16 protein-coding genes are annotated in these 20016 nt (G+C 53.6%); 7 read left to right on the plus strand and 9 right to left on the minus strand.

Going from position 1 to position 20016, the window contains the following annotated elements; all coding sequences use genetic code 11:
• Positions 1-5: 5 nt before the first annotated feature.
• The 3 genes from QPJ95_RS21430 to QPJ95_RS21440 are packed head-to-tail and all read right to left on the minus strand — an operon-like array spanning position 6 to position 2876.
• Positions 6-938 carry a BKACE family enzyme gene (locus QPJ95_RS21430; protein ID WP_270920575.1) on the minus strand — a complete coding sequence of 311 codons (933 nt, stop codon included), beginning with the start codon at positions 936-938 and terminating at the stop codon, positions 6-8.
• Positions 938-1732 carry an SDR family NAD(P)-dependent oxidoreductase gene (locus tag QPJ95_RS21435; RefSeq protein WP_270920574.1) on the minus strand — a complete coding sequence of 265 codons (795 nt, stop codon included), beginning with the start codon at positions 1730-1732 and terminating at the stop codon, positions 938-940. The genes QPJ95_RS21430 and QPJ95_RS21435 overlap by 1 nt, the downstream gene beginning before the upstream one ends.
• The gene (locus QPJ95_RS21440) at positions 1722-2876 is read right to left on the minus strand and encodes an aromatic ring-hydroxylating oxygenase subunit alpha (RefSeq protein ID WP_270920573.1); all 1155 of its coding nucleotides are present in this window, start codon (positions 2874-2876) and stop codon (positions 1722-1724) included. The genes QPJ95_RS21435 and QPJ95_RS21440 overlap by 11 nt, the downstream gene beginning before the upstream one ends.
• Before the next feature lie 639 nt (positions 2877-3515).
• Between QPJ95_RS21440 and QPJ95_RS21445 the strand changes: the two genes are divergently transcribed.
• The 6 genes from QPJ95_RS21445 (at position 3516) to QPJ95_RS21470 (ending at position 7963) form a co-directional block, all read left to right on the plus strand.
• Positions 3516-4007, plus strand: coding sequence for a phage virion morphogenesis protein (locus QPJ95_RS21445; protein ID WP_270920572.1), 492 nt, complete (start codon positions 3516-3518; stop codon positions 4005-4007).
• Positions 4008-4246: 239 nt separating this feature from the next.
• Positions 4247-4594, plus strand: coding sequence for a helix-turn-helix domain-containing protein (locus tag QPJ95_RS21450; RefSeq protein ID WP_270920571.1), 348 nt, complete (start codon positions 4247-4249; stop codon positions 4592-4594).
• A gap of 179 nt (positions 4595-4773) precedes the next feature.
• Positions 4774-5574, plus strand: coding sequence for a contractile injection system protein, VgrG/Pvc8 family (locus QPJ95_RS21455; protein WP_270920570.1), 801 nt, complete (start codon positions 4774-4776; stop codon positions 5572-5574).
• Between the two features lie 105 nt (positions 5575-5679).
• A complete protein-coding gene (locus QPJ95_RS21460) occupies positions 5680-6141 on the plus strand; it encodes a hypothetical protein (RefSeq protein WP_270920569.1) in 462 nt (153 codons plus the stop codon).
• Positions 6142-6310: 169 nt separating this feature from the next.
• Entirely contained in the window at positions 6311-7096 is a 786-nt protein-coding gene (locus QPJ95_RS21465; protein ID WP_270920568.1) for a phosphodiesterase, read from the plus strand.
• Between the two features lie 3 nt (positions 7097-7099).
• Positions 7100-7963, plus strand: coding sequence for an EamA family transporter (locus tag QPJ95_RS21470; RefSeq protein ID WP_270920567.1), 864 nt, complete (start codon positions 7100-7102; stop codon positions 7961-7963).
• Positions 7964-8627: 664 nt separating this feature from the next.
• Here QPJ95_RS21470 and speB read toward each other — a convergent pair.
• From speB to QPJ95_RS21500, 6 genes are all read right to left on the minus strand, one after another.
• A complete protein-coding gene (speB, locus tag QPJ95_RS21475; RefSeq protein WP_270920566.1) occupies positions 8628-9611 on the minus strand; it encodes an agmatinase in 984 nt (327 codons plus the stop codon).
• Between the two features lie 146 nt (positions 9612-9757).
• Positions 9758-10492 (minus strand): NYN domain-containing protein, encoded by a 735-nt coding sequence (locus QPJ95_RS21480; RefSeq protein WP_270920565.1) that lies wholly within the window; start codon positions 10490-10492, stop codon positions 9758-9760.
• A 1711-nt stretch (positions 10493-12203) separates the two neighbouring features.
• On the minus strand, positions 12204-13286 hold the full coding sequence (locus tag QPJ95_RS21485; protein ID WP_270920564.1) for an extracellular solute-binding protein: 1083 nt from the start codon (positions 13284-13286) through the stop codon (positions 12204-12206).
• Positions 13277-15124 (minus strand): ATP-binding protein, encoded by a 1848-nt coding sequence (locus tag QPJ95_RS21490; protein WP_270920563.1) that lies wholly within the window; start codon positions 15122-15124, stop codon positions 13277-13279. The genes QPJ95_RS21485 and QPJ95_RS21490 overlap by 10 nt, the downstream gene beginning before the upstream one ends.
• A gap of 1068 nt (positions 15125-16192) precedes the next feature.
• A complete protein-coding gene (locus tag QPJ95_RS21495; RefSeq protein ID WP_270920562.1) occupies positions 16193-16981 on the minus strand; it encodes an enoyl-CoA hydratase/isomerase family protein in 789 nt (262 codons plus the stop codon).
• A 990-nt stretch (positions 16982-17971) separates the two neighbouring features.
• Complete coding sequence (locus tag QPJ95_RS21500) at positions 17972-18283, minus strand: hypothetical protein (RefSeq protein WP_270920561.1); 312 nt, start codon at positions 18281-18283, stop codon at positions 17972-17974.
• Between the two features lie 823 nt (positions 18284-19106).
• On the opposite strand from QPJ95_RS21500, the gene QPJ95_RS21505 reads away from it, so the two are divergent.
• A complete protein-coding gene (locus QPJ95_RS21505) occupies positions 19107-20015 on the plus strand; it encodes a ParB/RepB/Spo0J family partition protein (RefSeq protein WP_270920560.1) in 909 nt (302 codons plus the stop codon).
• The last annotated feature ends 1 nt before the right edge of the window (position 20016 follow it).

Here is a 20016-nt window from a genome sequence, read left to right on the forward strand (position 1 = left end):
CTTTGTTAGAACCCAACCTGATCACCGCCCTTGAGTGCCAGTCGTTCTCGTGCCTCCGCAGGAGTCGCAACACTAAGCCCCAGATTTTCAATGATCTCCCTGATCCGGCGAACCTGCTGAGCGTTCGAGGTGGCCAGTTCCCCTTTGCCGATGAACAGACTGTCTTCTAACCCGACTCGCAGATTACCGCCAAGCATTGCGCTTTGGGTCGCAAATGGCATCTGTTGCCGTCCAGCGGCCAGCACCGACCATTCGTAATTTTCGGCCCCAAACAGGCGATCGGCGACCTTGTGCATATGCATCAAGTTATCAAGGTCAGCCCCAACACCGCCCAGGATGCCAAAAACCATCTGGATGAAAAATGGAGCCTTGATCAGGCCCTGATCGACGAACCATTTGACGTTATAGAGGTGGCTCAGATCATAACACTCAAATTCAAACTTGGTGCCATGACCTTCGCCCAGTGTTTGCAAGGCATACTTGATTGTTTTGAGGGTGTTAGGAAAGATGAAGTCTTCGGTCATTTCAAGGAAGGGCCGCTCCCAATCATGTTGGAACTCGGTGTATTTTTGCAGCATCGGAAAAATGCCAAAGTTCATCGACCCCATATTGAGCGATGCCATCTCGGGGCTGGTCGATGTTGCGGCCAAAAGCCGTTCATCCATGTTCATGCCCAGACCGCCACCGGTCGAGACGTTGATAATCGCGTCGGTGGATTGCTTGATGACAGGCAGGAATTGCTTGAAAAGTTCCGGTCTGGGATCCGGCTTCCCGGTTTCCGGGTCCCGCGCATGAAGATGAATGATGGAGGCCCCGGCCTCTGCCGCATCAATGCTCGCAGTGGCAATCTCTGCAGGCGTGATCGGCAGGTGCGGAGACATCGACGGCGTGTGTATGCCACCTGTCGGGGCGCAGGTGATGATGATAGATTTTGACATTAAAGTTTCATCTGTTGCACTTGTGCAGACAGCCCCCCATCCAGGATCCAAAGTTGACCAGAAGCATAACGTGCTTCGTCCGATGCCAGCCAGTTCACCAGATTGGCGATATCCTCGGGTGTTCCGTAGCTCCGCATTGGGTGAACATCTCGCACTGCTTTTTGTAAGGTTCCGATATCGCCACCGCCGCCACCTGAACCATCACCTTTGAAAAAGCTCTGCAACATTGGGGTGTCGATGTAGCCCGGGCAGATCGCATTGACCCTGATCCCTTCGGGGCCGTGGTCACAGGCCATCGCGCGCGTCAGCGCATGGACAGCCCCTTTGGTGGCGCAATAGGCCGCCAATCCCGGATCCGCGATAAAGCCATCATAAGACCCAAAATTGATCAGGCTGGCCGTGACTCCTGATTTCACCGCTTCACGCATCAAAGGAAGCGCATATTTGGAGGTCAGGAAGGTGCCGGTGGCGTTGACCGCAAAGCTTTGGTTCCACTCGTCCAGAGTCGTCTCTTCCACGGTTTTTTCGATTTCAATACCCGCAGCGTTCACCAGGATGTCCAATTTGCCCTGCTCGGACATGACACGGCCCATTGCAGCAATGGCGTCACCCTCGCGCGTTACATCCAGCTTGATGAAGATGCTGTCATCATCGTCATTACCTGCCAGCGATCCTTGCGGGGTCAAGTCTGCGGCATAGACTGTCGCGCCTTCTTTCACGAACCGGCTGACGATTGCCCGTCCGATACCACCCCGCCCGCCGGTCACCAGAGCGATTTTACCTTCAAGTCTCATTGCGGTCTCCGTTGGACGCGGTCAGTGGCGCGCTCTTGCCATAGGCATCCAGAACCAACCCATGGAAGTGATGCACTGCGTGTTCCGATTTCCCCGATCCGTCGGGGTCATGCACAATGCGACCCTGGGTAAACGCAGGCGTGTTCATGCCCCGTTGCACGCTTTCGACCAAGCCGATATCTTCTACCTGCAAAACCTCATCCAGGTATCGGATCGCATCCAGCTCTGTTGCATCGGGCTCGGGGGTTTCAAGGAAAAAATCGTAGGTTTCCAAGGTGCGGTCTGGGCCGACAGGGATAATATTCAGCACAATCATGCTGGACCGCCCTGGATAACGCATCAAACATGTGGTGGGCCACAGCCACCAAACCGCATGGGTTTTCACCGTCGCATTTGAGACGTCATAAGCGCTGTTTGGACCGTTGCCAGCATCCGCCATATGGCTGGAGTAAATGCCGTAGGTGGTCACCTTGTAGGTGTCCATGTCGACCAGATCACAAAAGTCCTTGTGAGCTGTTGGACAATGATAACATTCAAGGAAGTTGTCGACGACGTTCTTCCAGTTTGACTTGATCTCGTAGGTCAGCCGATGGCCAAAGGTGAGCTGCTCAACATCTGGTGCCCAGTGGCGGACTTCCGTCTCCAGATTATCCGACTGTGAGGAAAGGGAGGAGGCTTTGGGGTCAAGATTGACGAATACGAAGCCACAGAACTCCTCAACCATGACCTGGTCTAAACAGATGTCACCAGTGACAAAGTCCTTAAGGTTTTCTGTGTGTGGGGCGCGGGCCAATTGGCCGTCCAGTTTATACACCCATGCATGGTAGGGACACATGATCCGCGTGGTATTTCCCTCGCCCGAAAGTAGCTCGTGCGCCCGATGTTTGCAGACGTTGTAAAAGGCCCGCAACGTGCCATCCCTGTCACGCACAACTGCAATGGGGTGACCGGCAATTTCCGCGGTTACGTAGGATCCTGGCTCCCGTGTTTTTTCCACATGACAGACCCATTGCCACGTCTTGCCAATGACTTGTTTCAGGTCAGCATCGAACCATTTGTCTTGCGTATACGCATCAGAACTTAGGGATTTGGATCGCGATGGGTCCTGATCGTAGCCCAGGGCGATGTTTGATATTTCGGACACAAGGCAGCCTCCGCATTGGTGTACTAAATGGTATTCTGCCGTTGCCCTGCAATCATTCTTAACCTGATTGGCCTCACCTTTAACATAACTGGACATACCGCACCAAAGACACCCAATTTACCTGCTTTCAGCATACCAGCATTTCGCAGATCAGATCAGATTTCGATGCCAGATCTCTGACTTCTGCTTATCCGTGAAAAATATCCGTCGACGATAGGCAATGATCTACACTCCATATTTCTAAAAATACTAAAGTGTTGCATCGACCCGTTGAAAACACACCGCACTGCAGTCGTCGGTGCACGCTGCAGCGAACGGCTCCTTACCGCCCTTAGTGCCCCATATGCCGCGTCATGCTGCACCCGGCACGAATGTCGTAGAAGGGCTGATAACCGCCGTTAGACGTGTTTGGCACCAATGACCGGTTAGGACCGTTCGCTCCTGTAGACCAATGACAATAAGCAAGGGCATTGTCCGCAATCGAGCCAATTGTGATCATCGCAGCGACTGGCTGCGATCCACTCGCTCGTTACTCATTTGCGGTGAGAGTCGTATCGTTTACGAATGAGAAAAACCGGCGGCTTCAGCCAAAGAGCTTGGCGACCTGATGCCAGCAACAACAGCAAAGGTAGAATTACCATGGCCAGCATCGAGTACAACACCGACACTCTGGACCCGGCCCTGGCTGCGGTAGCTGCGGCTGTGAGCGATATGACCCCGGTGATGGACGCCATTGGCGAATTGCTGCTGGTCTCGGCCCAGGACCGCGTGCGCGACGGCGAGCAACCCGACGGCACGCCTTTTGCCCCACGCACGCAGACCACTCTGGACCGTTATGCCAAACTGGGGCTAACCTTTGGCGCACCGCTGAATGTCTCGGGAGATATGCGCAACACCCTGTTTTATGAGGCCGACCAGGACAAGGTTGAATACGGTTCAAACGCCATTCAAGCCGCCGTGATGCAGTTCGGAGCAGCCAAGGGCGCTTTTGGCAAGGCTTCAAACGGCTCTTCAATCCCCTGGGGCACAATCCCAGCCCGCCCGTTCATCGGCCTGTCTGATGAAGACCAAAGCAATATCGTCGCCGAGTTGGAAGACTGGCTGGAAGAGGCCGCCATCCGCCGGGATTGACCGGTGCGTAAATCCCCGCCAACCTGATCAAATCTCATGAGCCGCCACACCCACAACTAGTTGTGGGTGTCTGCGTTTTTGCCCTTCTGCATAAATGGCTGCATGAGTAAAACCCCACAAACCGCCTTTATCTCCCAGACTGCCCAGCTCTGGCCCGATGACAACGGACAGGGGCCGGGCGACCGCCCCCTCCCCCCCTTGACCGCCCTATCTATGAGCCGCTTCAAAGGGGCCGCGTCATGACCGTTTCTGACCTGCCCCATCCAAAACCAACCGCACAGGTCGAACCCTACTTCGAGGTCCTGGGCCTGGACGACACCCTGCGATTTATAGAAGCCTTTGGCGGCACCGAAATCTATATTGCGGGCAACCCGCAAACCCGCTCTAGCGTGGTCGCCCTACTGGGGTATGATAAGGCCAAGGCCTTGACGGAAATATCTGACCGGTTACAGCCTCGCGTCCCTCTGGCTAAAAAGTGGCGCGCCCTCGCTTATAAAGCCCAAGGCCTGTTGACGGTGCAAATCGCCCGAAAACTCTGCGTTACCGATGTCGCCGTGCGCAATTGGCTGCGATCTGAAGCAACCTAAGACCCTGCCCGTTGACCCTGTCTGCACTCTTTGCCTCTCGGTTCTGACCTCTAGGGGGCAAGCTGAGTTCATCACCCGCTATGACCGGCTCCGCGCTGCTCTATCCGGACCCGCCCAGCGGGGACTGCGCGGACACACTATGGCAAGGCAATGTGTGCACCAGAGGGCTTTGAAACCTGGTGCGGTGGATTAGATCAGCCAGAACACGCAGTCAGCTTGACCGTGGCCAAGCCGCCTTATTCAAGGACCGCCTGGTCAACCGCGTTCTGACTGGGCAGGCCGGGCAAAAATCCGGCCCGGTGCAGATCACTCTGGACAACCGCATCGAGTTACCCCAGGTGGGCGCTGTCCAGGACATCGTCGCCAAATTCGCCGGTGAAAATGGTCTTAAAACCGCCGTTTCAGAGAGTTTGAAAGCCTACTTTTACGGCTACCTGGCGCAGACCGCCGAAAGCGATCTGAACTTCCTGACCCGTTTAGCGCTCGATCTGGATGCCACCGCCAAACCGGCAGGCGGTGCGCTGGTCTTTGTCAAACGTGGCGAGGGCAAAGCGGCTGATGGCACTGACCTTCCGGTGCCGGTTATTACCCTGGCGCAGATGAGCCGGGCCAACTGGAAAGTGACCGGCCGGGGAAAGTACGGCAAGGTCATTGCCGAATGGTCCGAACTGGGCGCGGCCTCGGTCAACCAGGTCAGCGCCGGTGATAAAGAGCCGCTTCTTCAGCTACGCCACCGCCATGCCAGCCAAGGTGAGGCCCAACGCGCCGCCGACAGTGCCCTGCAGCGTAGCAAACGCGCCAGCGGCAAGATATCGATCCAGCTTGCTGGGTTTATCGGTGACCTGTTGGCCGAGGGCTTTGTCGAGTTGCAGGGCATCCACCCGGCCCTGACCGGCCAGTGGCTGGTCTCGCAGGTCACCCATCGTCTGGGCGGCACCCTGATCACCAGTTTTGATGCAGAAAGGGACAACGATGGCTGAGCGCGGCGGGCAAAGCTGCTAGGGACAAATCCAATTGTGATCATGGCGCAAAGAACCCTTTCAGAGATCAGCCCATAGGTAGCTAACGGCCCTGAGCCGCCGTTCATGACCACTGCGGCGAATGGCTGGTCAGAGCCCTTTTTGACTGATTTGAAGATGTCGCTGCTTGAACAGAGGTTTGGATGCGCGAAGGCCATTCATAACCCCACTCAGACATTCAAGAGAGAACTGTCCGAGCGAGTTTTTCATATTGACGGGTGCCGACTTACTTCATCTCGGCGAAGTCACCAGGTGTCCGCCGTGCACTTGCTGGCAGACAGGGCCTTTGATGCAGATTGGCTACGTAATGATCTGATGGATCGTGACATCATCCTCGTCATGCCACCGAAACCCACCCGGAAGGTTCCAGCGGAGTTCGACAAGGAAACCCACAAATGGCGGCATTTGATCGAAAAATACTTCGGCAACCTGAAGAAAATCAGAGAGATAGCCAAGCGCTCTTGCAGAGCAAACCAGAGTGTCAAAGCCTTAATCTCAATCGCGGCAACGATCATTCACTCAAGGTGAATGTCAACAGTCCCTAATCCTACAATTTTTCAGTGCATTTGTACCGATACAATAATTGTGCCGCTTTTCGCGTGCACATGTCGCAAGTCGCACATCAAAGCCTAAATCTCGCGTTTTATTGTGCAATACTCAACCGAGGGCTCGCCCCTCTCAGCAACGCGGCATTGTCATGAAACTCATCCACCTTACCGACCTGCACCTCACCCCTTCAGGCGCTGAGCTGGCCGGTTCCGACCCTTCGGCCCGTCTCTCACACTGTCTCAAGGATATTGAGCAGTGGCACAGCGACGCCAGCTTCTGCGTCATTTCCGGCGATTTGGCAGATCGTGCCAACCCAGCAGCCTATTCCTGGCTGAAAGAGCAACTGGCCGGGTTTTCCATCCCGACCTTTCTAATGGTCGGGAATCACGATGATCGATCTGTTTTCCTAAGCGTCTTTGACGATCATCCCCGTGACGACAATGGGTTCGTCCAGCATAGCCACCAAACAGAGGATAGCCTGTTCCTGTTTCTGGACACCACCAGCGACGGCGCCAACCCAGATGAGGGGCAATTGTGCCCACAGCGTCTGGATTGGTTGCGGACCCAATTGATCAATGCCGGGGACACGCCTGTTTACCTGTTCATGCACCACCCACCATTTGATATCGGCATCACTTTCGTCGACGACATCAAACTCGTACAGCATCAGGAGTTTGCCGACGTTCTGAAACAGGGCCGCAACATCCGACATGTGTTTTATGGTCACGTACATCGAACCACATATGTGCAATGGAACGGGGTCTCCTTCACCTCGCTCCCCAGCCTGAACCATCAGATCCCGCTGATCCCCGCAAGCACCGGCACACCCTATAGCTCCGAGCCCCCGGGATATGGCGTTGTGCTGCTGAACGGCGACCAGATGACAGTCCATGTCGATGCCTTCCTAAATCGCGGTGCGATTTTCCGGAGCTAAGACATGGACAATTTCTGGATTCTTCTCGTCTTAGCCTCGGCTCTGCTTCATCCGTTTCGCGATCTGACACTGAAGGGAGTGGCACACCCGGTCTCTTGCTATGTCGGGGTCTGCCTCAGCTGGGTAATCTTTGCTGGGGCACAGGCGACCCTTAGCGGCCAAAGCCTGCGCCTGCCACTGTCGGTCTGGCCTCTGGTCATCCTATCGGCGCTGGGTCTCGGTTTCTACTACTACGGCACTCTGGCGGCGGTCCGGAGGGGCAATTTGTCAGTCTACTATCCGATCATCAGGTCCTCGCCGATTGCCATTGTGATCATCAGCTGGCTGTTTCTTGGGCAAAGCTACGCCTGGATTACGCTTGCGGGTGTTGGCTTGATTATCCTGGCTGGTCTCGGGATTCAAAAACCTCCCGGCGGCCTGCTGGAGGATGCCAAAGCGTTTGGTCTTGCGGTGATGGCAATGATCGCCTCGGCGGTTTATGCGTTGGCAGACGCAGTTGCGATGCAAGACGTGGCCGCTGCCCCGTTCCTCTTTTCTACCTATATCTTGGTCACCTTGATGCTCGCTGCGGCGCGATCCTGGGAGGACCGGCATCTGTCCGAACCGTTTTGGGGCGTGATCCGAGGCTGGCAGCAGGCGCCGTGGCGAATTCTGTTTGCCGGGGCGACTTCCTATGTCTCCTATCTTTTGATCCTCAAGGCCTTTCAACTGGGTGCTGAAACAGCTGCTGTCAGTTCGGTCCGTCAGGCCTCGATTCCAATCTCAGTGATCATGGCCGCCGTGATCCTCAAGGAGCCACGTTTCCTGAAACGGATCGGCTGGGCCTGCCTATTGGCACTGGGTATTATTTTAGTTGCTTTCAGCTAGAAGCCACGTAGGCATCTGCAGAACCTTCGGGCAAATCGAGATCAGGCGCGGTGGGGGCGGATCGCGATGCGATCTAATCCCCCTGCCGCTAAAACGGAATGTCATTGCAGACGAAGACATAGGCAGCCACCACTTTCTTGGTCCCCGCCTTGCCAAACTCCACCTCAAGCTTGTCCGCACAGCAGTCGTCCGTGCGACGCGCAGCGAACGGCTCCTTACCGCCCTTAGTGTCCGATGCTGCACTATGCACAAAGGACGCGAAAATGCAGCTAGCTGACATTGCGGAGATGTGTCCAACTAACCCCCGTCAACGGCAGCTATGAGGGGACTTGCAGTCATTCACTGATGTTGATCCAATTGGAGCGAACGGCCCACTGCCGCCATTCGTGACGCATGCGGCGAATGGCAGGATTGAGATCAAATTGACAAGTTCTGCACAGCAACAATTGCTGCATCGCAACCAATATGGACGCAAAGTTCTGAAAACTGGTGTCGGGCCAATGGTTAGACGGTGGGATATTACTTAAAGCCGCCCTGTCACCGCAAGGCACGCATTCTGAGTATCGGCACCCTTCAATGAGACGTCAGCCGTGTGCTAGGAAAGGAAACCGCTGCCGCAAAGAAAGCTCCTTGCAGGCAACATTTGCGGCCAATTCAGAATGGATCAACCGTGGGAGAGAGCGTGCTTTTTGTTGTGAAAAATAAATCCGATGAAGTTCAGCAACAGCTGAGCCGCCAGGATCTGCGTACTTTCTGACGGGTCATAGGCGGGGGCGACCTCTACCAAATCAATACCCACCACATCACCGTGCTTGCTTAGACCCTGAAGGATTTCCAGCACGTCGTAATATTGAAATCCTCCATGACTGGGCGTGCCTGTGCCGGGTGCAATCGATGGACAAAACGCGTCAATATCGATGGTTACATAGTATCGCGCGCCTTTCGGAATGCGCTCGAGAACGGCCGCTGTCCCCAATGTGCGCACTTGACGCACTGACAGGATGTCAGACCCACGCGCGCGGGCATCCTCGTAGCCCTCTTTCGCGGTCGAAGACACATTGCGGATGCCCAGCTGCGTCATGCCCGCGACATAGTCTTTTTCGATCGCACGACGCATCGGGTTACCATGCCCCACCGTGACCCCGTGGCGCTCATCGACAAAATCCAGATGCGCATCAATCTGGATTACATGTAGCGGACCCTTTTCGGCGCAATCCTCGGCGAAGGCGTTGATGCAGGGAATGTTGACGGAATGATCGCCGCCAATGGTCACCGGCAGCGCTCCCGCGTCGAGGATTTTCTTTACACCATACTCGATGTTCGCATGACTTTCTCGGGTCTTGGTGTGGATAATGTCTGCATCGCCGATATCGACGATACGTACATCGCTGCCCAAGTAGGTGGCGTCATCCTCGTGATCGTAAGCACCGGCGTGACCGAAGCTGAACAATGTCGATGCCTCACGGACTGCTCGCGGTCCGAACCGTGCCCCGGGCCGGAATTGACATCCAAAGTCATAAGGGGCCCCGAGGATTGCAACATCGGCATCAATCTTGTCCCAATCCGACACGTATTCCTTTTTGCCAAAGGTTGAGATGCCAACAAAGGGCAGATTCAGGCGTCCAGCCTCATAACCATGGTTTGACATTTATTTCCTCCTTGAATTTGTTGTTTATGGTTGAGGGCCGATTGCTATTCTCAGCGGCTACGCTGCCATCGCGAGGATCTCAGCCAGCAGAATGGCAAGGAAAACTTGCGCCGACAATGATTGGTTCTGTCAAAGCGCAAAGACCTCTAATCGATCCGGCGCACCAAAATCTGGTTGCCATCACCTCGTTTGGTTTCAAAGGTTTTCAGTGTGGCGATCAGATTGCTAAGTTTCCCTGTCCCATAGCTACGCGTGTCAAAATCGGGGTTAGCAGCAGTGATGTACTGGCCGATCTGGCCCAGTGTGAACCATTCATCGTCCTGATTGATCGCGTCCATCGCGCGGTTTACAAGCTTTGTAGGGTTTTCCAACTGAGCGGGGGCTTGGCTTTCATCCTCGTCCTTCTGTGGCTTCGGCTTCGCCTTGGTTGGTTCGGAAATCAGGTTTTCAACATAGATGAATCGCTTGCAGGCCTTTACGAAAGCAGCCGGGGTTTTGCGCATCCCCATTCCGAACACGTCAAGTCCCTGTTCGCGGATACGGCTAGCCAATCGGGTAAAATCGCTATCGGACGAAATAAGTACAAAGCCGTCGAACCGGCCAGTATGCAAGATATCCATCGCATCGATCACCAGTGCAATATCGGATGCATTCTTGCCGGTGGTATTGGCGAACTGTTGGTGGGGGACGATGGCCAGTGCTGCCAGCTTGTCCTTGGTCCAACCTTGCGGGCCACCCCCTGCGAAATCGCCATAGATGCGGCGAATCCCGGCCTCGCCTAGTGAGGCGATCTCCTCGAACATGGCCGTGGAGTGTTTGGCCGAGATGTTGTCGGCGTCAATCAGAACTGCCAAAAGAGGGGGTCTGGATGAATTTTTCATGTCTTTGAACTATCCGTAAGCAGGTGTTTTTGGGCCAGTATCTTCTTAATCTAAGTTGAAATCCATCTCATCTGGTTGGTGTGATTATGAGACAAGTTTGCGGTGTTGCAAGTTCTTGGATACGAGCGCTTGGTGTTTGATCCTTCCTCGTGAGTTCCAACCAATGGGAGCGAAACCGTTGAAGGGTGTACCGGGCGCAGGGCCCTTGGGCCGTTTTACAGGCTGATAAACCCCATACCGCAAAAAACATAAAAATTCTAATTGGTCGCAAAGTTAGAGCCCTATCTCTCTTAATTGCAGCGAACAGCAGCTAGGTCCGCACAGCAGGCACTAGTGCGCAGCGCAGCGAAGGGCCGGTATCCGCCCTTAGTGACGAAATGTGCTTGGTGCAGCAATTGAACCGTTGCCCCGACCCATTAATCCTTTGCCACCATTCGTGACCACTCGACCGCTAGCCCGGCCTTAAACCCCGCCTTTACCGACCATCTGATGGGCTGGCCCATGGGCTGGATCGATCCGCTGCAGCCGGTAACAGGGTGGTCCCAATGGCTGCAGCGCGCGCGTTTGAAGCGTTGAAGAAGGAGCTTTTGAACGGGGTTTAAAAACCCTTCAAAGACCGTTTAAGGAAGTGGTCAAACCGGTGATTTGAGCAGTTTGAGCCGCTGCCCGGCAGGCTACTGCAATTATCTCTGTCCCAAATCGCCGAAGCGGAACCGTCCGAATCCGGGACCCGGCAGCGCCTCACCCCGCCGTCCAGCGCCCATCGTTTAGAAAGGCCGGGCAATTGCTGTTTGATTTTTTGAAGTGCTTCCAATGTTGTTGGACACTAGATATTGCAGTAACCGGAAGACCCCGGAGGATGGCGGAAGAATCCGGATAGAACCTTACAAACAAGGGATTTTGTGTCGGTGGATCGCATCCTGGACAGGTCTGATGGGTGTCCTTCAAAACAGCTTAAAACGGGCCTTTAACGCCGTTTGTCCAATATTGAGACACCTAACTTTGCAAATTCCCCTGTCCTCCCTGAGAGCCTTATAAATAGGGTTAATCGACTATTCTAACCGTCCCGGCGCCCTACCAAGTGAGCCTCTTCCTAGGGACGGAACTGGGAAATCCCGTTCCAAGTTTGTTCACGGCTTCCCAGATAAAGATTAGTTGAAAATAATCAAAGACATAGAGGTATTTGATAAGTTCGCTTGCGTGCCGGAAGTGGGAAGCGTTTTTGGTGGGAACTGACACATGGTGCCCCCATCTGGGGTCCGAGAACGGCACCATTTTCGTACACTTTCTTCCGATACCGACCCTTCGCCGCGTCCAGCACCAACGGCAGCTACGAGCAGATTGTGACCTTTGCAAAGTCGGGGTTGCCCTGCGTCCTGAAGGTGCGCGAACGGCCCTCAGCAGCCATTCGTGACCACTGCGGCGAATGGCTGGTCAGAGCCATCTTAACTAATGCTGCCATCCCAGCAATCAGTAGCTTTTCCGGAAAGCGAAATTCGCTGCAAACGCGAGGGGGCGTGAACTGATTCAATAAAACGGCCGTTCAGAAGTGGATTTTGAATTTCGAGCAGCCAACGGCCGCTGAACAGAGAGCAGGAAGACCCACCCTTATGGAACTTGTGGTCCTAATCTTTGATCTGATCGCGGAGACGTGTTGCCTTGAGGGGATGGTAGAACGAAAAAACGACTGTCAGGCCTTTTGTAGAGCCCTCTAAAGACCAATCTGAAGCCTTCTCCAGCGATGATCGAGACCCCGTTTCTCCAGGCCATCGCGCGGTTTGATGAAGTATAGTGGAACGTGAATATTTTGAGGAAGCGCCAATACTGGCAAATCAAAGTCTGGGTCGTCGATTTCGACCCGTGAGGAAGGAACGCTGTTGTTCGCCAATGTACTTAGGGTCGTCAAAGCCATCATGTCAGGCCGCAGGATGTGATTCATTAATTGGTTTGCCTGATCCACATTTGCTGCATCGCTAGGAATAACGAAAACGTCGGCCCAAAGGTTCGTTCCTTCTTGGGGAAGAATGTATTGATATTGGTCGCGTTTCTCCAGCAAAAGCGGCGCTAGAGCATCAGTGCTCCATGCAACTGTGAGGCAGATTTCCCCGCCGAGCAGGTCATCGAATTGATTGTTATCAAAGGAACGGACGTAGGGCGCAATGGCGGACAATACCTCAAAGGCCGCATCAATATCCTGGTCAGATTGGGAGTGTGGATTCAAGCCGAGATAAACGAGAGCTGCGGCAACCACCTCTTCAACTGAATCAACGATTGTGATGCCACAATCGGCTAACATTTCCGCATTCTTAGGATCGAAAATGAGTGCCCAACTGTCAATTGGGGCATTCGGCAAGCGTTCAGACACGGCGTCAACATCATATGCGATGCCAGTCGTGCCCCAAAGGTAGGGCAGCACGTACCCGTCCGCACCGGGCATGGACTTGAGAAAAAGTTCCTGCAGTTGTTGATCCACACCCGCCACGTTCGGAATGGCATCCATCTCGATTTCCTGGATGGCTCCTGCCTCAATTAAGCGGCCTACAATTTCCATGGGGACCACCACCAGATCGTAACCTGAGCCGAGTGTGATCAAGCGCGACTCTGCTTCGTCCGCCTCACCATATGTGTCCATGGAGAACTGAATGCCGAATTCTTCCTGAAAACTATCGATGGTCTCCTGGGCGATGTATCCGCTCCAATTGTAAAGCCAAACTTGTTCGGTTTGCGCAGCAATCGGAGCGGCCAATATAGTTGCAGCAAATAGGGTTGAGGCAGTGGTTTTTGTCAGACGCATCGTTTTTTCGGTTCCTTTGATTTGCTGTTCTCGTCTGGCCAAAGGCGCGTTAGTACCTCGGCCAGATCAGCCTTCCTGATTGGCTTCGAGAGATAGCCGCTCATGCCCGCTGACATGCCGGCATTGCGGTGTTCATCCATAGCGTTGGCCGACAGCCCGATGATCGGGAGTGTTGCTGTCCCCAATTCGCGTTCTTTCACCCTGATTGCCCTGGTTGCGTCCAGCCCGTCCATTTCTGGCATCCGAACATCCATCAGGATCAGGTCAGGCGACCATGACTTTTCAAGTTCGATTGCTTCGATACCGTTCGCGGCAGTATTTATCACGCAATCCATGCGTTCCAGCATCTTGCTGACGACCAATCGATTGACCCGATTATCATCAGCCACCAGGATCTTTTTGTTGAAGGTCACTGCAATTTCATCAGGGCCGGAAATCCCTGATACCGCGGGGGCCTCTTGAACCGGAAACTCAACAACAAATTCTGATCCTTCACCCAAGGTGCTTTTCATTGAAATCTTGCCGTTCATGGCTTCTGTGAGCCTTTTGACAATGGCGAGGCCCAACCCGGTCCCGCCAAACCGCGTTGTCGTCGAGGCGTCGGCCTGAGCAAATTGATCAAAGATCCGCTCTTGAAATTCTGGTGCCACTCCCACTCCACTGTCTCGGACAACAAGCCTGAAAATGCGTTTCCCTGCGGTCAGCGGTGTCAACTCGTTCAGCTCAATTTCAACAGCACCGCTTTCAGTAAACTTGATTGCATTGCTAACTAAGTTGAGAACAATCTGCCGGACGGCTTTGCCATGTCCGAGGACGCGCCAATTGGTTGTTTCTGAACGTGCAGTAAGGAGAAGGTCAAGATTTTTGCTCTGTTTTTGCGCCGAAAATAAGTCAACGACGTCCTGACAGAGAGAAAGAGCATCAAATGTCTCGGTCTCCATTTCGAACTTGCCGGCTTCGATCTTGGAAAGATCCAGCACATCGTTGAGGATGCGTAACAGAGAATTGCCACTCACGATCATCATGTGGATCATATGCCGTTGTTCGTCATCAAGATCTGTATCTTGCAGCAACTCCGCCAAACCCAACACACCGTTCAAGGGGGTTCGTATTTCGTGACTCATTGTCGCCAGAAACATCGACTTTGCTTCGGACCCGGCCTCAGCAGTTCGGCGGCTCGTCTCAATTTCGGATTGTGCTTTGATGATGTAGCGTTCCATCGGCAAGTGCACAAAACGAGCCGCCACCAGAACTCCCAAAGCGCCGATGGCCACGGCAATCAATGCATAGATCAACTGCGCATCTGTGTCGGCGCGACCAGTTCTGACTTCCGCATTCTTAATCTGCATAATTGCCGGGATCAATTGTCGTGACAGATCCGAAGCAAGGGTAGCTGCTTTTGAAATCTCGGCATTGGTTTTCCCAGGGTTCGTCAAAAAGTTGGTGAGGAACAGGATGTCGCCAAGCTCGACCAATGGGTTCAATGATGTCTGGGCCATCATTTTCTGCGCGTCCTCAGAAAATGCGGACCGCGATTTGGCATCAGAAATCTTGACTAGGGCTCCACTAGCCATCAGCGCGCTTCGCCTGACGCGGCCAATGGCAATCAAAGCCCTTTGTTTGGCGGGGTCATTTTTCAGTTCGTCGAAAGCCAGAGAAAGTTCAGCGAGAGAAACCAAAATCAGATCGAGAGATTGTGTGTTTTCAGCACGTCGAGCGACTCCGTCGCGCCCGGAAAGCGTAATGAGAAAGGCGCCAATAGCCGCAGACAACAAGATCACCAACGCAATTCCGCTGCGCAGACGGAGATAACCTTGAGTGATACGCTGTTTTGACATGTCTTGTGAGAACTTCCATATTCTAGACGATGGTTCGCAGCATCTGATTTCGATTGGATTAACCTTAGGCTTTGATCCTGTTAAGAAGCACTCCCCCGTTCTGGGATGGATAACGCAACCCATGATCAATCAAAATAGTGCGAAGCGGCGTTTGAAGCTCTGCTAGGGGCACGGGCAGTAGCCAGTCTGGTCAGGAAGTGGCCTACGAGGATTCCTGCATTCTATAGGTCTTGATAGAAGGTTCCAGCTGTGATGAGCGCATCAATTCGCATTAGTTTTGTGCCGACATACTTACATACCGTGGGGAACTATCTTTCCGTGTATGCGTTGTTGTTGGACACTTATTATTGCAGTAACCGGAAGAGCCCGGAGGATGCCGGAAGAAGCCGGATAGAACCTTACAAACAAGGGGTTTTGTGACGGTGGGCCGCATCCTGGGCAGGATTGATGCGTGTCCTTCAAAACAGCTTAAAACGGGCCTTTAATGCCGTTTGGCCAATATTGGGACACCTAACCTTGCAAATTATCCTGACCTCCCTGAGAGCCTTATAAATAAGGTTACTCGGCCATTCTAACCGTCCCGGCACCCTACCAAGTGAGCCTTTTCCTAGGGACGGAACTGGAAAATCCTGCGCCAAGTTTGTTAACGGCTTCCCAGAAAGGGATTAGTTGAAAATAATCAAAGGTATAGAGGTATTTGATACGTTCCCTTGCGTGCAGGAAGTGGGAAGCGATTTTGGAGAGAACTAACACATGGTGCCCCCTTCCGGGATCCGAGAACGGCACCATTTTCGTACATTTTCTTCCGATACCGACCCTTCGCCGCGTCCACCACCAACGGCAGCTATGCGCAGTAATTGACCTTTGCAAAGTCGGCCCCCAGGACGCGTCGACATGTCGCGAACGGCTTTTAGCGGACCTTGGGACGGTGCGCAGCTAACGGCGGCAAAGAGCCCACTTTGACCGATGCTGCGTGACGCATGAATGGCCGGTTACGCGCGCCTTGTATCTAGATCAGGCGTTGCAGCCATTGGGTAACAAGTCATCAAGATCACAGCAATGGTCTCATTATTCACCAGTGAAGTTTGGCTTCCGTCTTTCTAAAAAAGCGCGAATACCTTCGTCTGCATCATTGCTGTCTTGCGCGAGCGCAAATTGATCGTGGTCTGCTTGGCTGGCCACTCCAGCCAAGGCATTGGCGTAAGCATTGATGCTTTGCTTGCACATACGGACCGCAACTGGAGGCAAGGATGCCGCGAGCGTTGCCAAGTCCATTGATTTCTCCAATGTGGTGCCGTCTTTAGAAAGCCAATCAGCCAACCCCCAATCCAAGGCCCGCTGTGCCGGACATTTTTCTGCTAGAATGATAAGCCTTTTGGCCTTTGCCGGGCCGACTAGATTGGTAATCCGCGGCACAGACCCCCAGGACATATTCAATCCGCGTTCGATTTCTGGCACATACAGTCCAGCGCTCTCGCCCATAACACGCAAATCGGTTGCGACGCTGAGTGCTACACCACCACCGACGCACCAGCCTTCGATGGCAGAGATTGTCAGCGCCTGCACATTTTCCCAAGCCTGACACATCCGTTTGCCTGTAGTAACGGCTTCGCGACGCTCAGCCAATCCGGCGTCTCGCAGCTTCTGTGTTTCAGGGTCACTCAGATCAAAACCCATGGAGAAATTATCAGACCGGCCCGTCAAAATAACTGCTGATGTCTGATGATCACCCTCAAAACTGCGCGCTACTTCTGTAAGCTCCGACATAAGATCATAGGAAAGCGGATTTGCGGGTTTGCCCCGATCAAATGACACAATTGAGATGGCGCCCTGGCGTTCAATTCTAACGTATTTCATGGGGTTGCTGTTGCTCCATTTTTAGATGCACGACAAAACCTAGGTTCAAATCTCTGAGAAGAAAAGCGGTCTGACGATTTGGTCTAAAGCAGACGTAGGCGTAATTGCAGCGAAAGCTCACTTTGTCCGCTCTGCAGACCTTGGCGCATACCGCAGCGAATGACCGCAATCCGCCCTTTGTGCTCCATATGCCGCGTTATGCTGCACCCTGCACGAATGTCGTAGAAGGGCTGAGACCTGCCGTTAGACGGGTTGGTCACGAACGGCAGGTCAGGGCCGAACCCGCTGAACGAGATGAATCAGATGGCACTGTCCGGTTTCATCGTCGCCAGTATCGGTCGCCCTGAGAAGTTGGGTTACTTAGAACTGTCAGTCGCTTGGCAGACCTCTTTCCACCGAACGGAAAACTATTCGCAAATGCAAAAGCAGCCTCTTGAGTGGAAAAAGTATAGGCCAAACCCGGATTTCCAGTTGTACTGAAACTGCCTTTTCGCCAGGTTGCATAACTCCATCCACTGTTGCCACGCCCGACAAGTCCTACCCAAGGATGCTTTTCATCGTGGTCTCGGGTTCCGCCAAGCTTTTCTGGAAGTGGAAGTTCGCTGCTCATCTGGTTAACCTTTATTTTTTTCTGAATCGGGCCGTTCTCTGGAAATCCACTTACATGTGGTCATTCTCATAGTGGAAGGCAAGGTACGCTTATCCCGCGATCTATGGTTGAAATGTCATCGGCTTTGCGTCTGCAGCGAATAGCTGCAAAGTGGGCTGCGGGTAGGTCCCTTCTTCACCAGATTTCCGAGCGGCCAAGATCGCATTGCGTTGCGAGTTGCCATTGGGCGCAAAACGGAACGCCAACGTGCATACATCTCAGAATTGTATAGAGATGCCTACTTTTCAAGAAAAATAGGCACACAAATATGAATGAAAGAGAATTTCTTGAACTGGTTGCTTTGGTCCTCGACCTCAGCCCAGAGCAACTCAGAGAGACAATTATGTTTTGTCGGTATCTGCGATCGGTCCGCGAACCAAAGGATCCGCCTTCAAGTGGTTTTTCAGGGCAGTAAGCTCTTCAGGTGTCAACTTTGACATCTCATTGAAGACTCCGTCAAAAGTGGGGTCTTCTCTCTTTCCAGTGAAGACATAAACAAACGAAATTTCCGCGGATTTGCAGACCTTCATCACATCAGTGATACCAGGATTACTGCCCTTTTTTGTCATCCGGCCAATGTAGTCGCGACTGTATCCCAGCTGTTCGGAAAGGAGAGTGATTTTCACTCCTCTTGCCGCCAACTCAGCACGCATTCTGGTCCGCCAGTCGTCCATCACACCTATCAAACTCGTTATCTCTCTAGTCCTACTAATACGACTTATAAGTCGTATTGACAATGCAATCTTAATCTCGATAATACGATATATAAGTCGACATATTGCGATTGAGGAACATGACAAGCCAAGCTCAAAAACACAACGACAGGTGGAAAACCCTAACGGACCAGTATGAAACTCGCCGTCAAACTGTTGGTGTTTCTAAACGAAAGCTCTCAAAGACTGCGGGTTTGGAACCGTCATATTACCAGCACTGGACGGCCGGTGACTTTCTCTTCCCGACGGAGCCCAAACTTGCTGCTCTGGATGATGCACTGACGCATTTAGAAGAGGTTCGTCGCCTCGAAATTCGTCGACAAGAGAAGCAATTGGAAACACGGTCCGAATGGGTCGCACCATGACCTCCTGCCCCCCTCACTCCCAATCCAACCACGCCCCTGCTCGGGCCCGGTTGGACAACTCCCTCGACGGCCCAGGGGATGCGCCGTCGAGGGCTTTTTATTCTAGCCCACCACTCGCGGAGACGGGTCCCGGCGTTTGCACATTGATGCAGAAACGCCGGGACCAGGATCGGCGGGCCTGGTTTGCAACCGCCCTTTTCTGGCTCGGCGAGATCCTCGGCGCGGCCTCACTTTTCATAATCCTCATTATCGGACTTATTTTTGGAGACATTTACCGATGACTGCACATGGCCATTTTCAAGTCTTTGCAACCGTAAAAATGACCCGCCCAAAATACCTGAGCAGGTTGATCGAAGCATCTGTCCCAGCCCTCTGATTTTCAAATAGGAGCATCCCCCATGCGTCCCCCACGCCTGATTGAAGTTAAAGAGATCCCGCTGGACGAGATCGACACATCGAACCGGCTGCGCCCGGTTTCGGAAACGGCCGTTAAGAGCCTCACCCATTCGATTGAAACCCTTGGTCTGCAATCCGAGATCCAAGTCCGCAAAATAAAGAAGACTGGCAAGCTGCGGCTGATCGCCGGCGGCCACCGGATGGCGGCGTTTCGCGCCCTGGGCCGCGCTGAAATCCCCGCTAAAATTTGGGACTGTACCGATGATTGGGCGGATCTGGCCGAGATTGACGATAACCTGGCGCATGCTGAACTGGATCCTTTGGAATTGTGTGTCTTTTTGGCGCGTCGAAAAGAGGTCTACGAAAGAGCATTCCCTGAAACGAAGGCCGCTACCGGAGCCGACTTAGTCGCAAAGCGGTGGGATACGACTGACAATGTGTCAGTCGTATCGTTTGCAGCCGCCTCTGCCTCCAAAATGGGAGTTACGGAGCGCACCGTTTTCCGCCTTTTAGCAGCAGGCCAAGCCCTCGGACCCCGCGAGATCCTAGAGCTACGCGACGCCCCCAAGAAGGTCTCCCTTTCAGACCTGCAGGAGATCGCCAAATGCGGCTCGACCACGGACCGCTATGACATTTGCCGCGCCCTGGGCGACGGCTCTGCCAAATCAGCCAAGGAAGTTCTGGCCCGCAAGAAAGCCCCCGGCACTGCCGTTAAAGACCCGGTTGAAGCTGCCCGAAGCAAATTGAACGACGCTTTTGCGCGGGCCCCAAAAGAAGCCCGCCGACGGTTTGTTGATGATCACCGCGACGAGCTGCTGGAGCTGCTGGGCGAAAACGCCCCGGTCCAGAGTGACGACGTCTCCGAGATAGACGCCGAAATAGTCCCTTTCACCTCCAAAAGGGCGGGGTGAA

It is taken from the genome of Parasedimentitalea psychrophila, assembly GCF_030285785.1.
Classification (GTDB): Bacteria; Pseudomonadota; Alphaproteobacteria; order Rhodobacterales; family Rhodobacteraceae; genus Parasedimentitalea; species Parasedimentitalea psychrophila.